The sequence below is a fragment of the Zobellia russellii genome, from assembly GCF_018728565.1.
Lineage (GTDB): Bacteria > Bacteroidota > Bacteroidia > Flavobacteriales > Flavobacteriaceae > Zobellia > Zobellia russellii.
Genome location: NZ_JACSOI010000003.1, coordinates 565092 through 579584 on the forward strand (window position 1 = coordinate 565092; position 14493 = coordinate 579584).

Genomic DNA, 14493 nt, shown 5'->3' on the forward strand with positions numbered 1-14493 from the left:
ACCAATGAACTATCTGTTAACGTGTGTATTCTGGTTGGTCTTCTCACTATGGGGATTATACGCTCAATCGTTAAAATTTGAGCATTATGATGATGCCAGTGGAATTTCGCACAATTCAGTAAGACACATTGTTCAAGATAATGAGGGATTTCTTTGGTTTGGTACCTTTTCTGGTCTTAATCGGTTTGATGGGTACGAGTTTAAGTCTTACACCAGTGCTACTCCGGCTTTAAATACAATTCCCAATGATGATATAACAGCATTGGAATTTGATAAAGAAGGAAACCAACTCTGGATCGGAACGCGTGATGGGCTTACCCTTTTGGATTTAAACACCTACAAGTTCAAAGTTTTTCTGCCGGATCCTAATAGAACGGGCTCAATACAGGATAAGGAAATTAGGTCCGTACATATTGACCGCTTAAAAAGGGTATGGGTTGGTACTAGGGATAAAGGTTTGTTTTTATATGACCCTAAAAAAGAAAGTTTCAGTAAAGTTGATTTAGATGGGTTTACCTATGTAAAAGAAATTTTTGAAGATTCCACAGGGCGTTTGTGGATAGGTAGCTATGGTAATGTGGGCATAGCTAGAATTTCGTTGGATAACTTAGGCTCAATCGTACAAATAAAGCACTATTCGTTATCTGACCAAAACACAAATGAACCCAGTCCTTATTTAAATTTTATTTACGAAGACCATAAGTCGGATATTTTTGCAGGAAGTAGAAATGGCCTGTACAAATTGAATACAGCTGATGACCGTTTTCAAAATCTATTTATTGAAGACTCCGAGGTACGGGATAAACTAGGACCCTATTTTATATCCGTAGCAAAGTCATCAAGCGGAAAGTATTGGCTAGGTACTCTAGGAGGAATACTAAGGGTAGACCAACTTGAAGATGTTCGGGAGCAAGGCTATGATTGGTATTTTTCGGAATTGTCGGATGATGATTCTTTGGTTGATAATTTGGTATCTGCACTCTATTTTGATGCCTCAGGTGTACTTTGGGTAGGTACAGAAGAGGGACTGGACAAATATGATCCTTATGAGAACCAGTTCAAATACAATACCTCTATAAGCAGGTTTATAGATAATCAAATTCCTCGTATACGGGATTTTTCTAAAACGTATGATAATAAGATAGTTGTGGCTACCAGGCACAATGGTTTGTTTATATCTAACGGAGAAAGTTATATCCCACTTTATCGTACACAAGAAGATATTTCCAGTATGTTTTCCCCGGACGGCAAAATATTTTATTGCGGGCTTTGGAACGGAAAAGTACTGATTTTCGATTATCAGAAAAAAACGGAAAAGGTAATTGACGTTGGTTTTGAGCATGCCCCTATTTTGGCTTTTGAACCTATGAGCAATGACGAAATGGTTATTGCTTCGCATGGTGAGGGAGCCGTAATTTTGGATTTAAACACCAACGATGTAAAGTCCTCGTATGGTAATTTGTTGCCCGGAGTAGATATTAATTCTATTAAGGTAAGTGAGAACGGCAGAATTTGGTTCGCTACTCAAACAGGGGTCTTTTGCTATAATCGTTCTTCTATAAAAGTCAAGGCGTATGAAGCGCAATCTGATGACAAGGTTGGTTTGCCCCATAATAATGTAAGCGATATTGCTATAGATGAAACCGGAAAAATCTGGGCAGCTACCCGTAAAGGTTTGTGTTATTATGATCCGGCATTGGATGATTTTTCTGCCCTAGAAGATATTGATGGGCTAAAAAATAGGTGGATTACAAATCTCGTATCTAGGAAAGACGGTTTTCTATGGTTGAATATGAACAATAATAATTTGGGTAAGTATGATATAACTTCCCAAGAATTAAAACTCTATCATACGGAAAGTGGCAACCGGCTGGATGTTTTTAGCACTAGAGGGTTTTATTTTGCAGATGAGACGCATATGTACCTTGGAGGGAAAGAAGGTGTTATTAGCTTTTCCCCAAAAGAACTTTCGGTAAATGGGTACGCACCAGAACCTATAATTACAAATATACGGGTGCAGAACAAGGCTGTTGAAATTGGTTCAGTAATAAACGGACAGGAAATACTTAAAACCGACTTAAACCTAAACCGCAGTTTGGTTCTGGAAAATGCCAACAAAAACTTTTCGCTCACCTTTTCTAGTCCATCCTATGTAAATGGCAGACAGAACAGGTACAGTTATATTTTAGAAGGTTTTGATGAAAACTGGAATACCGTAGATATGAGGCAGCGTACGGTTCAGTATACCAATTTGTTTTCGGGGGATTATGTCTTCAAGGTAAAGGCTATGAACAGTCACGGGGTGTGGAGTGCTACTTCTGAATATCAGATTAAAATACTTCCTCCTTTTTGGTTTACCTATAAAGCACTGTTTATACTACTGTTGATACTGGCACTGGCTTTTTATTTTATCCGTAAACAGATCAGGGAACGTATTGTTTTAAAGCAACAATGGTTGATGGAAAAAGTAAAACGAGAACGCGATGAAAAACTGAATAATGAAAAATTGCGCTTCTTTACCAACATATCCCATGAACTTAGAACTCCGCTCACTTTAATTTTAGGGCCCGCAAAACAGTTAATGGAGGACGGTAAGGATTCCGGGAATTATTTTCAGCAGAGTCGTTATAACCTTATTCATCAGAACGCCAACCGATTGTTGAATCTGGTAAACCAAGTGTTGGATTTTAGAAGGGCCCAATCAGGGGAATTGCGCCTAAAGGTTACCAAGACGGATATTCTTCTGTATACCCAAAATACCTTTCGATCATTTGAAGAATTGGCGGACGATAAAAAGATAAACTTCAACCTAATATCGGAAAAAGAGGCGATTGAAGGGTATGTTGATCGGGACAAGTATGATAAAATGTTATATAATCTCCTGTCCAACGCATTAAAATTCACCCACAATTATGGCCATGTAGATCTTTTTATAGAAGTAAAAGAAGAGGAGGGGAAGGCTTTTTTAATGGTTGAAGTGAGTGATGACGGAATAGGAATTCCAAAAGAAAGTCAGCAGAAAATATTTTCGCGTTTTTATCAAGCACCCAATAGTTCCGGTCTTAATACGGGTTCAGGTATTGGCCTATCTTTGGTTAAGGCTTTGGCAGAATTGCATAAAGGCTCTATAACTGTGGAGAGCGAACTGAACAAAGGAAGTGTATTTACGTTAAAACTTCCTGTAAGCCGCAACGCATATGGAGATGATGAAGTTTTTGAATATGAGAAAAACCAGGTTACCGAAGATTCACCACAACTGATAACAGCCAAGAAAATTATACAGAGTACACATTTAAAAGAGCGTATTCTGATTATTGAGGACAATGCGGAACTACGGAATTATTTGGTGGATTTCCTATCGGACTATTATAAGGTCTTTGAAGCGGAAAATGGCGAAAAGGGATTGGAAGTTTGCCTAAACGTAAAACCTGCTATTTGCATAGCGGATATCATGATGCCGGTTAAGGACGGTTTGGAATTTTGTAAAGTATTGAAGAACGATGCGGATATTAGTCATATTCCGGTTATTTTATTAACTGCCTTATCGGACAATGACGATAAAATAAACGGCTACAGCTCTGGCGCAGATGGCTATTTGGTAAAACCGTTTGATCCGGCTTTATTAAAAACACGAATTGAGAATATCATCAATTCAAGAAAAGAACTAAAAAGTAGATTTTCCGAGGAAATCGAAAGTCAGGTAAACACTTTAACACACTCGCCCATAGATCAATCTTTTATGGAAAATCTAACGGAACTGATTCACGAAAATATGGGCAATAGCCAGTTAAATACTTCTTTTCTGTGTAAATCATTGGGTATGAGCTCTTCAAAACTATACCGAAAAGTAAAAGAACTAACAGATTTGGCACCTAATGAATTTGTGCGAACAATTAGGTTGAAAAAATCGGCACAATTATTACGTACCAAAAAATACAACGTATCCGAAGTAACCACATTAATAGGGTTCAGCGATCCCTTATATTTTAGTCGCTGTTTTAAAAAACAATTTGGGTATCCGCCCAGTCAGTTAATAAAATAGATTAGAAATAAGAGCAGGATCTAGTAGGCTACATACTCCACAATCTCTAGGCCATAGCCCACAATACCAACTCTTTTGGTTTGTGGCGAGTTTGATAGGATTCTCATTTTAGCAATATCCAAATCATGTAGAATTTGTGCCCCAATTCCAAAATCACGGGCATCCATATCAATTTTTGGTGCTTTTTGAATTCCTTTCTTTTGTAGCTCTTTTAACTCGGCCAACCGGGATAAAAGATTTAATGATTCTGAATCTTGATTTATAAAGACAATAGCGCCTTTTCCTTCTTTATCTATCGCCTTGAACATATCTTCAAGTTTGGCATCTGGGTTATTGGTCAATGTTCCTAGAATATCATTGTTGACTAAAGTAGAGTTGATACGAGTCAAAACTTTCTCGGATTTGCTCCAGGCACCTTTGGTCAATGCGATATGTACGTGGTTATTGGTGGTCTGTTGATACGCTCGTAAACGAAACCTCCCAAAACGAGTGTCTATATCAAAATCTTCCTTTTTGGCTATAAGGCTGTCATGTTCCATTCTATAGGCAACCAAGTCTTCTATAGAAACAATTTTTAAGTCAAACTTTTTAGCGACTTCTACCAATTGAGGAAGACGGGCCATACTACCATCTTCGTTCATGATTTCTACAATGTAACCTGCAGGTTGTAAACCTGCCAATCTAGCAAAATCAATAGCAGCTTCTGTGTGTCCTGTTCTTCTCAGGACACCACCTTCTCTAGCTACAAGTGGAAAAATGTGTCCGGGCCGAGCTAAGTCATGGGGTTTTGTGTTGTCATCGGTTAAGGCAAGTACGGTCTTGGCCCTGTCCGAAGCCGAAATACCAGTAGTAACTCCGCCACCACGTAAATCTACGGAAACGGTAAAAGCCGTTTCCATGGGGTCCGTATTGTTATTGACCATCATGTGCAGACCTAATTCTTTACATCTACCTTCGGTTAACGGGGCGCAGATAAGACCTCTACCGTGAGTGGCCATAAAGTTTACGGTTTCTGGTGTTGCCAGTTCTGCAGCGGCAAGAAAATCTCCTTCGTTCTCACGATTCTCGTCATCAACAACGATAATGACTTTTCCTTTTCTTATTTCTTCAATAGCTTCCTCAATAGTATTCAATTGAATTTTCTTTTCCATATCGCTATTTATTCTTCTTCAGTTTTGTCTTTTTTTGAAAAAAGTTTTTTGAAAAAGTCTATGACATTTCCAAAATTCATCATTCCTTGGTCTGCCGTAGCTTGTCTCGTTAGATAAACGCCTAAAGGTAGCATAACCATTGAAGATAGCCATGCTCCTATAATGGGGTGAATATTTCCTTTGTAACTATAATTTTCTGCAAAAACACCTAAAAAGTAATAGACAAGAAAAAGTAAAATGGCTATTACCATTGGTAGTCCTATACCTCCTTTACGAATAATAGCTCCCAAAGGAGCACCTACAAAGAATAGGATAATACAGGAAAGGGCCAAGGCATATTTTTCGTGTAATGAAAAAATATGTCGCCTATGTATTTCATAACGCTTGTTCAATTCTTGTTTCTTTCCTTCAATGGAAGTCATAATGTTGGAAACCGAATTTTTGGCGGAGTTCATTACCTGTACCTTCTGCCAGTCTTTAAACAATGAAATGATTTCCTTAGGAGCCGTTTTCTCTTCAGACTTAATAACATTACTAGTTTGAGTAACTGAATCTATTTGGGCTGCTTCTTTATTTTGTACTGTGTTAGTATCAACCGCAGTTGTTGTCATAGACTTGCTAGAGGCTTCTTTTTGGCGCAACAGGTTCATTTTTTCCGTAGCAGCAGTATCTTTTGGGGAAAGCGGAATAAAACCGCCCATACGATATACAATGTTTTTTGAAAACGCTTGAACTATTCTCTTGTTATCCTTTTCAATGGAATCCATATCCTTAATCAATCGGGAAACATTTTTCATTTTCTCACGATTGGATACATTCTCTTCTTCAAGATCTTGTTCCATTTCCGGAATTTCAATGTTCATCCGGTAAATTTCAAAATTACTTTTGGCAAAGGGATATTTTCTTTTTTCGGTGCTTTTCTTCTTATCCATGTCACGATAATAATGACCATCGCGCAGAACCAATTGAATAAGTTCCGAATCTTCACTACTGATAAGTTCGCCAGTTTTCGCTTTTATTACCGTACTGTTTACGTTAGTAGGCGTTTTTTGATGAATGATTACGTTTTTTAGAAAACGGTCTTTTTCACCATACTTTTCATCTACTTTGATGCTCATACCCTCAAAGTCGCTAAACACCCCTTTTTCAATAGCTGCGGCAGGTTTAACCTTGGCTATATTACGCCGCATATTGTAGATTTTTTGTTCGGATGCAGGAATAACACTATTCGCAAAATAGAAGGTAACGCCGCCTAGACCTATCATAAAAATAATAAGACTGAGCATAGAACGCTGCAAAGAAATTCCAGAGGCTTTCATTGCGGCAAACTCATAATTCTCGGCCAAGGTACCAAACGTAAGTATTGATGCAAGAAGCACGGTAAGCGGGAGTACCTTTTCCGTTAAACTTGGCATCATATAGAAGAAAAACTTCCCAATAATACCCATATCCAGACCTTTTCCGGCAAAGTCATCAATGAACAACCATATCGTCTGAAATATGAAGATGAACATCAATATTACGAACGAACTCAAAAAATTATAAAGGAACCGCGATAATATATATCGGTCTAGAATTCTCAATGTGGTAATATTAGTTTCTGACTATGTAGTACCCGTCGTTTTTGTACTTGGCCTCGTCAAAAGTAAATAAGGTTTTTGACAAAGGTCGATTAGTTTTGAAAGAATTAACGGTAATGGTCGTAGTGGTACCATTTTTACCGGTTTCTATCAGTTTGTAAATATGCTTTGTTTCCGCATCAATACCCAATAAAATGGTCTTTATTTCAGAATCTGTATCAATAGGGGTAAGCTTTACATACTGTATTTTTCTTCCGTTTACGTTTTGAAGGATATCCATTTCGTAATTATGACCTTCTCTGTAGAAAGTTAACATTTTAGCCGGGGTCAATGCACCCCCATCGTCAGATTTGTCTTCTATGGTCACTTCTTCGTTCTCTGGAATAATGGTATAGACTTTAGAGCCGTCATACAATAGTGTAGTGCCAAAGAAGTTACCAATAAACTTATCTCCTTGTAAAGTAACTTCACCACGTGTTTCTTGATTTATACCTGCTTCTGAATTGTTAAGTACGTATTTAAAATCTACGTAAATATTGTCATAGCTTTTAACCTTGGCGTATACATCTTCTAATAGGGCTTTTGCTTTTTCTGAATTTTGGGCAAAAGTTACGTTTGAAAGTAACACAAGGGTAAATATTAGAATAATCTTTTTCATTTTACTGTTTAAGTTAAGAGTTTTAATTAAGAGCGTTCGTTGCTCAGCAATTGATCAAGGGCTACAAGGTCAGGTACTAAAACCTGGCGCGCTTTACTTCCTTCAAAAGGACCTACAATTCCGGCCGCTTCCAACTGGTCTACGATACGACCTGCACGGTTGTAACCCAATTTCATTTTTCTTTGGATCAAAGATGCGGAACCTTGTTGCGCCGTAACAATTACTTCGGCGGCATCTCGGAAAAGGGCATCCCTGTCCGCTATATCAACATCAATACTTGTGCCAGAATCCTCGCCCGAATATTCTGGCAGTTCATGGGCATTTGGATAGGCGCGTTGCGAACCTATATATTCTGTTATTTTGGCTACTTCTGGGGTATCTACAAAAGCACACTGAATACGGGTAACATCGTTTCCTTGTGTGTAGAGCATATCTCCACGACCAATAAGCTGATCAGCTCCTTGCGCATCCAAAATAGTTCTTGAATCTATTTTAGAGGTTACCCTAAACGCAATCCTGGCAGGGAAATTCGCTTTGATAATACCCGTTATAACGTTTACCGAAGGACGTTGCGTAGCAATGATCAAATGAATACCAATAGCCCGTGCCAATTGTGCAAGACGCGCAATAGGGGTTTCTACTTCTTTGCCCGCGGTCATGATCAAATCTGCAAATTCATCTATAACCAACACAATGTACGGTAAGAATTTATGTCCGTCATTGGGGTTAAGCTTTCGGGCCTTGAATTTTACGTTGTACTCTTTTAAGTTACGTACTTGGGCATGCTTTAATAACTCGTATCGGTCATCCATCTCTATACAAAGGGAATTCAAGGTGTTGATAACCTTTGCATTATCCGTAATGATGGCTTCTTCAGAATCTGGTAATTTCGCAAGAAAGTGCCTTTCTATCTTATTGTAGATGGAAAGTTCCACTTTTTTAGGATCTACCAATATAAACTTTACCTCGGCCGGATGCTTTTTGTAAAGAAGCGAGGTAAGCACCGCATTTAATCCAACGGATTTACCTTGACCTGTAGCACCAGCCATTAAAAGGTGGGGCATTTTTGCCAAGTCTACAACAAAAGTTTCGTTGCTAATGGTTTTTCCAAAAGCAATGGGCAGTTCCATTTCCGCCTTTTGGAATTTACTGGAAGCTATAACCGAACGCATAGAAACGATTGTCGCATTTTTGTTTGGCACTTCAATACCAATGGTTCCTTTTCCTGGAATAGGTGCAATAATACGTATACCCAGAGCAGCAAGCGAAAGGGCAATATCATCTTCTAGGTTCTTAATCTTGGATATTCGTACACCGGCTTCGGGAACTATTTCGTAAAGGGTTACGGTTGGACCAATGGTAGCCTTGATTTGAGAAATACCAATTTTGTAGTTCTTAAGGGTATCAACAATTTTATTTTTGTTTTCCTCAAGTTCTTCTTGATTTATGGTGATACCACCTGTTACACCGTGCTGGTCTAACAGTTCCATTGTGGGGAATTTATAGTTGCCCAATTCTAGGGTGGGGTCAAATTCACCAAAATCCTCCACTAGTTTATCCGCTATATTATCAGTTTCTTCTTGCTCTTCCACAATCTTCTCTACTTCCATAGAAAGTTCATCTGTGGTTTCTTCTTCTACAGGAACGGTAACTTCAAAATCATCTAAAGGTACCTCTTCCTTTTTTAAAGGCGGAATGTCTTTTTTATGGGTGTATGTGTCAAGTACTATTGGCTCTTCCTTTTCGGTCTTTTTAATGGATTCCTTTACGTCTCTAACCGTATCGGATGCTTCTTTCGTTGTAGATTCCAATTCAGATTTTAAGGTTGATGTCTTTTTGCGGAAAAACTGGGCCATTCCTTCAGGAGTAAAATGGAAGAAACGCACTAATATGAATACCAGGCCAAAAAGAAGAATAAGTACCACACCTATATTACCTGTGTAATCCCTTAAAAAGTCGTTCATTTCATAGCCTACAAGTCCGCCCAATAAGGGTTTGGTGTCTGCTAGAAAACCTAGGGCAATAGATATCCAAATCATAAAGACAAGACCCCATATCCATTTTTTAAGAAGCCCTTTTTTCTCCAAGCTTAAGAACAGGTGTAGCCCCGTAATACAAACTAAGACTGTTAGGATAATAGAAGCCACACCAAAACCTTTGTAAACAAAAAAGTGGCTTACACTGGCCCCAAACTTATTGAGCAGGTTTTTGGCTTGTTCGTTTCTATTGGCAAATTCTGATAATAGGCTTTGGTCATCCTGCCAAGTGAAATAAAAGGACACAAATGAGAAAAATAGTGCCATACTGAAAAGTATCAGTAGGCTCCCTAAAATAATCTTGTTCTTTTTGGATACCTTAAGACTAACCTTCTTGGTGGGCGTCTTTTTTTTGGTTGTCGTTGTTTTCTTTTTGGCCATTACTTTTTTTCCACTGGATGCAAAAATACGTATTACGAAGTTTTCAAAGTAGGGATTGTGAAAAGTCTTTTCGTTTTTATAAAGTACATACTCCCTAAAAGGGGGTTATGGTTTTTTTGATACTTGATTTTTCGCCCTTGAAAGCCCTAATGAAAACTGCTTTCCGTATGCTATTGAACATAGCTTTTTACTATCTAATTTGTCCTTTTTTGTTTTTAACGGGTTTTTCTGGATTATGTTGTTCTGTGGGGTCTTATCGATAACCTGCAGAGTCTTAATCTACTTAATTACTGATTTTTGTAGCAACAAATTTTATAAGGCCGTTTGATTGGGGATAGGGTAGGAAAATACGAGATTTAAAATTTTTGAAACATCATTTTGGAATCATAGGTAGCTAGCTACAGCGATGAAAATATTTGTTGGAGGAATGGTTTTTGGCTGATTTGGGAGTCTTCCGTTTAATACAGGTGTGTGATGGGTTTGGTATTGTAACATGGAAAATTGCAACCAAACAGAATTGTAAATGCAGATGAAATAGGGACTAAAATACTTTTGGGATATAGATAATACAGCCAACAATAATTGCTCCAATGGATACAAGCATTACGGCGCCAGCGGCTACATCTTTAATAAAACCGATTCTTTCATCAAAATCCGGATGAATAAAATCACACAATTTCTCTATGGCCGTATTGGCCCCTTCAATGCCTACGACCATAGAAATGGCAAAGACTTGAAAAATCCATTCCGTAGCAGAGATTTCGTAATAAAATCCGGCAATAGTAACGGCAATGGCCAAAAATACCTGGATTTTTATACTGGCCTCCGTCCTAACTAAAAGAAGGGCTCCACGCAAAGCGAAGCCCACACTTTTTATTCTGTTTACTGCAAACGACTCTTCTTTAGGCATCGGCTAAAGCTTCAAGAGCCGCTTTGTAGTTGGGCTCATCTACTGTTTCGGTAACTTGTTCCGTATGAATTACTTCACCGGACTCATTAAGTACCACTACCGATCTAGATAATAAAGAGGCTAGGGGGCCATCGGAGAAGGCAACTCCGTAGTCTTTACCAAAACTTCCGTCACGGAAATCAGATAACATTTCTACATTCTTAATACCCTCAGCGCCACAAAAACGGGCTTGGGCAAAAGGTAAGTCTTTGGACACGCATAGAACTACGGTATTGTCCAGTTCGGCAGCTTCTTGGTTGAACTGTCTAACGGACTGGGCACAAGTACCCGTGTCTACACTAGGAAAAATATTTAAAACCACTCTTTTTCCGGAGTAGTCAGAAAGAGATGCAGGTGAAAGGTCGCTTTTTGTTAATGTAAAGCTAGGAGCTTTGCTTCCGTTTGCAGGAAGATTTCCTAAAGTATGTATTTCGTTTCCTTTTAAGGTTACTGTTGCCATGATATTTTCTATTTAGATTCGCTGTGAAAATATAAAATTATAGCTAATTAAAGGTGCTGCATATGATAAATGTGGTTTATGAAAACGTATAAAATGAAAAAAGTGAAACAACTTAATTGATTCGTTTAAAAAATCAATAGTTACTTCACTTTAAATCGTTGTAAAATGGGGTGTTCTATTTGTCTATAGAGCCCATTACACGTTGCATAAATTCGTTCAAGGCTTCCTTCTGCGGTTTACCTGCTTTAATACCTTTCTGTACCTCAAGAGCGCCGTACATATTAGATATAAGTTCACCAATAACATCAAGTTCCTCGTCCTTTAGAGAAGGCACTTCGGTCAATGCTTCTAAGGTCTCAATGGTTTCAATAACAAAATCCTCATCGTTCTCTTCAATGAAATTTGTTAAGTGCTTAATTACTGGAAGCTTCACTGATCAATTCTTTTAGAACATCATATTTGTTCGTTTGTACTTGATTTTTAAACTCTCCATTGGTGAAAGTGGCAAAAGTAGGCAAGTTGTCTACATTAGCCAATTTTCGACTTTCAGGGAATTTCTCGGCATCGGCTATAACAAAAGTAAAATCTTCGTTAGCCGAAGCTTCTTTCTTGAATTTAGGCTTCATGATACGGCAGTTGCCACACCATCCGGCAGAATATTGTACTACTACATTTTTCTTCTCTGCTATGATTTCTTGCAGATTGTCTTGTTCCAATTCCAATACCATATCTAAAGGTTTTAAAATTTATACTATTTAAGTTGAAAAAGTACCGCTTGCACTAATTGTACAAGCGGTTAACTTGTAACTAAAGCAATTATTTAGTTGCTATGTGCAGAAAGGTATTCGGCAACACCTTTTCTATCAGCGGTCATTGCTTCTTTTCCTTCTTCCCAGTTTGCTGGACAAACCTCACCTTTTTCCTGTACATGCGTATAAGCATCAATAAGGCGTAGGTACTCGTTTACGTTTCTACCTAATGGCATATGGTTGATGCCTTCATGGAAAACAGTACCCTCTTCATCAATAAGGTATGTTGCACGGTAGGTTACATTGTCTCCTTCAACAGTAACAACACCGGTTTCTTCATTGTACTGCTCATCCGTAATGTCCAAAATACCTAAAGTGGAGGCAAGGTTACGGTTACTGTCCGCTAATAGAGGATATGTAACACCTTCAATACCACCGTTATCTTTGTCTGTGCTTAACCAAGCAAAGTGAACCTCTGCGGTATCGCAAGACGCACCAATTACCAATGTATTTCTTTTTTCGAATTCACCTAAAGCAGCCTGAAAAGCGTGCAATTCAGTTGGGCAAACAAATGTAAAGTCCTTCGGGTACCAGAAAAGAACAACCTTCTTGTTGTTTTTTTGAGCTTCCTCTAAAACGTTCAATTTGAATGTGTCTCCCAAATCGTTCATTGCGTTTACACTCAGATTGGGGAATTTTTTACCTACAAAAGCCATATGATATAGTTTTTAATGTTTCAATTTGATTACAAAATTACATCAATATTATGGCGATAAAAGTAATGTGTATTTAAAAAATTGATAGAAGAATAAGTATTGTAGATGCGATGTATTTCATTTGACATAAAGTGTTAAATCAGTAAAATCAAACAGCTTAAATTACCAAATTCTCAATTTAATGACCTGTTATTTTGATATTCACATTTAGGCGATTTTAAGAAATCTTTATTTTTTTAAGACGATGTAGTCAGTTGCTTTAATTTGATCTGTAATGCAGCAAAAATAAGCGTCATAATTGGACTCAGCCAATTGAAAACGGCAAAAAGGGCGTACTCCGCGGTTCCAACTCCAAGAACACTACTATGATATGCTCCACAGGTGTTCCAAGGAACAAGAACGGAAGTTACCGTTCCGGAATCCTCTAAAGTTCGGCTTAAGTTTTCAGGGGCCAAATTTTTATCGGCATAGGCCTTGCTGAACATTTTACCGGGAACAACAATGGCAAGGTACTGGTCTGATGCGGTAATATTCAATGCCAAACAGCTTCCTACGGTACTGGCAAAAAGCCCGAATGTAGTTTTCGCCATTTTTAATAAGGATTTTGTAATACGGTCCAATGCGCCAATACCATCCATAATACCACCAAAAACCATGGCGCAGATAATGAGCCAAATGGTACCCATCATTCCTGTCATTCCTTTTGATGAAAATAGGTCGTTAAGCGCAGCGTTATCCGTTGGTACGGAGGTTTGAACGGTTATGGCTTTAATGACGCCTTCGTAACCTGATTTAAATGTAAGTGTCTTTGCCTCCGTAATACCTGCTACAACATCGGGTTGGAAAATAAGGGCGAATATTGCTCCCAATAAAGTTCCTATGAGCAGGGCGGCCAATGGCGGAGTTTTCTTAACGATTAGAACTACTACGGTTATAGGTACAAGAAAAAGCCAAGGTGTAATGGTGAAAGCGGAATTAATAGAGGTTAAAATGGAATCAATATCCGCGGCCCCTTTCGTTTCAATTGAAAATCCTAATATGATAAAAAAGATCAAGGTAACGCTAACCGTTGGCACTGTGGTGTAGAGCATATATCTAATGTGTTCAAAAAGCTCTCCGCCCGCCATGGCAGGTGCTAGGTTGGTAGTGTCACTAAGAGGAGATAGTTTGTCCCCAAAATAGGCTCCGGACAATACGGCGCCGGCGGTCATTCCTAATGGTATGCCCAGTGCTTCGCCAATACCTATAAGGGCTATGCCTACTGTTGCGGAAGTAGTCCAGCTGCTTCCTGTGGCAATGGATATGATGGCGCAGATAATAACACTGGCAGCTAAAAATATAGTGGGATTGAGAATCTGAAGCCCGTAATAGATCATAGCGGGAATGATACCACTTATAAGCCAAGAACCCGCTAATGCTCCTACCATTAATAAAATGAGCAATGCTCCGGTGGTAGATTTCAGGTTTTCTGCTACCTCTGCCATCATTTGCTTGTAAGATACCTTGTTCATTACACCTACAATGGCGGCAACGGCGCCTCCCAAGAGGAGAATAAATTGGTTGGATCCGCTAAGCGCATCATCTCCAAATACATAAACATTATAGGCCAGCATGGCTACTAGGGCTATAACAGGGGTGAGTGCTTCCCAGATATTTAATTCTTTGTTTTTAACGATGTTTTCGTTCTCTCTGTGCTCCCCTGAATTTTGGTTTGTCATTAATAACGGTTTAGCTATTAGGTAATATTACAATTTTGATGGGGTTTGTGCAA

At 38.6% G+C, this 14493-nt stretch carries 11 protein-coding genes; 1 reads left to right on the top strand and 10 read right to left on the bottom strand.

The genetic code is table 11. From position 1 onward, the window contains the following. The first annotated feature begins 4 nt into the window (after nucleotides 1-4). Nucleotides 5-4042: a hybrid sensor histidine kinase/response regulator transcription factor gene (locus H9565_RS10445; protein ID WP_215439329.1), complete on the top strand. Its 4038-nt coding sequence runs from the start codon at nucleotides 5-7 to the stop codon at nucleotides 4040-4042. A gap of 20 nt (nucleotides 4043-4062) precedes the next feature. On the opposite strand, the gene ribB is transcribed toward H9565_RS10445, so the two are convergent. The 10 genes from ribB to nhaC all read right to left on the bottom strand — a co-directional run bounded on the left by ribB (nucleotide 4063) and on the right by nhaC (nucleotide 14440). Continuing rightward, entirely contained in the window at nucleotides 4063-5193 is a 1131-nt protein-coding gene (gene ribB / locus H9565_RS10450) for a 3,4-dihydroxy-2-butanone-4-phosphate synthase (protein ID WP_215439331.1), read from the bottom strand. An 8-nt stretch (nucleotides 5194-5201) separates the two neighbouring features. Then, nucleotides 5202-6755 carry an LptF/LptG family permease gene (locus H9565_RS10455; protein WP_289063051.1) on the bottom strand — a complete coding sequence of 518 codons (1554 nt, stop codon included), beginning with the start codon at nucleotides 6753-6755 and terminating at the stop codon, nucleotides 5202-5204. A 31-nt stretch (nucleotides 6756-6786) separates the two neighbouring features. After that, on the bottom strand, nucleotides 6787-7431 hold the full coding sequence (locus tag H9565_RS10460) for a LolA family protein (protein ID WP_215439335.1): 645 nt from the start codon (nucleotides 7429-7431) through the stop codon (nucleotides 6787-6789). A gap of 26 nt (nucleotides 7432-7457) precedes the next feature. Further along, complete coding sequence (locus tag H9565_RS10465) at nucleotides 7458-9848, bottom strand: DNA translocase FtsK (RefSeq protein WP_215439337.1); 2391 nt, start codon at nucleotides 9846-9848, stop codon at nucleotides 7458-7460. A gap of 541 nt (nucleotides 9849-10389) precedes the next feature. Next, complete coding sequence (locus H9565_RS10470) at nucleotides 10390-10758, bottom strand: diacylglycerol kinase (protein WP_215439339.1); 369 nt, start codon at nucleotides 10756-10758, stop codon at nucleotides 10390-10392. Next, complete coding sequence (gene tpx, locus H9565_RS10475) at nucleotides 10751-11257, bottom strand: thiol peroxidase (RefSeq protein ID WP_215439341.1); 507 nt, start codon at nucleotides 11255-11257, stop codon at nucleotides 10751-10753. Before tpx ends, H9565_RS10470 begins: the two co-directional genes overlap by 8 nt. A 175-nt stretch (nucleotides 11258-11432) precedes the next feature. Next, nucleotides 11433-11690, bottom strand: a complete 258-nt coding sequence (locus tag H9565_RS10480) for a DUF6952 family protein (protein ID WP_215439343.1) — start codon at nucleotides 11688-11690, stop codon at nucleotides 11433-11435. After that, entirely contained in the window at nucleotides 11671-11985 is a 315-nt protein-coding gene (locus H9565_RS10485) for a thioredoxin family protein (RefSeq protein WP_215439345.1), read from the bottom strand. Before H9565_RS10485 ends, H9565_RS10480 begins: the two co-directional genes overlap by 20 nt. Before the next feature lie 92 nt (nucleotides 11986-12077). Then, a complete protein-coding gene (locus tag H9565_RS10490) occupies nucleotides 12078-12722 on the bottom strand; it encodes a peroxiredoxin (RefSeq protein WP_215439347.1) in 645 nt (214 codons plus the stop codon). Nucleotides 12723-12958: 236 nt separating this feature from the next. Further along, nucleotides 12959-14440 carry a Na+/H+ antiporter NhaC gene (gene nhaC / locus H9565_RS10495; protein WP_215439349.1) on the bottom strand — a complete coding sequence of 494 codons (1482 nt, stop codon included), beginning with the start codon at nucleotides 14438-14440 and terminating at the stop codon, nucleotides 12959-12961. Nucleotides 14441-14493 lie beyond the last annotated feature (53 nt).

Excerpts from the sequence above, each read along its gene's own strand:
- H9565_RS10445 (WP_215439329.1), top strand. The coding sequence starts at position 5 with ATGAACTATCTGTTAACGTGTGTATTCTGGTTGGTCTTCTCACTATGG.
- ribB (WP_215439331.1), bottom strand. The coding sequence starts at position 5,193 with ATGGAAAAGAAAATTCAATTGAATACTATTGAGGAAGCTATTGAAGAA.
- H9565_RS10460 (WP_215439335.1), bottom strand. The coding sequence starts at position 7,431 with ATGAAAAAGATTATTCTAATATTTACCCTTGTGTTACTTTCAAACGTA.
- H9565_RS10465 (WP_215439337.1), bottom strand. The coding sequence starts at position 9,848 with ATGGCCAAAAAGAAAACAACGACAACCAAAAAAAAGACGCCCACCAAG.
- H9565_RS10470 (WP_215439339.1), bottom strand. The coding sequence starts at position 10,758 with ATGCCTAAAGAAGAGTCGTTTGCAGTAAACAGAATAAAAAGTGTGGGC.
- tpx (WP_215439341.1), bottom strand. The coding sequence starts at position 11,257 with ATGGCAACAGTAACCTTAAAAGGAAACGAAATACATACTTTAGGAAAT.
- H9565_RS10485 (WP_215439345.1), bottom strand. The coding sequence starts at position 11,985 with ATGGTATTGGAATTGGAACAAGACAATCTGCAAGAAATCATAGCAGAG.
- H9565_RS10490 (WP_215439347.1), bottom strand. The coding sequence starts at position 12,722 with ATGGCTTTTGTAGGTAAAAAATTCCCCAATCTGAGTGTAAACGCAATG.
- nhaC (WP_215439349.1), bottom strand. The coding sequence starts at position 14,440 with ATGACAAACCAAAATTCAGGGGAGCACAGAGAGAACGAAAACATCGTT.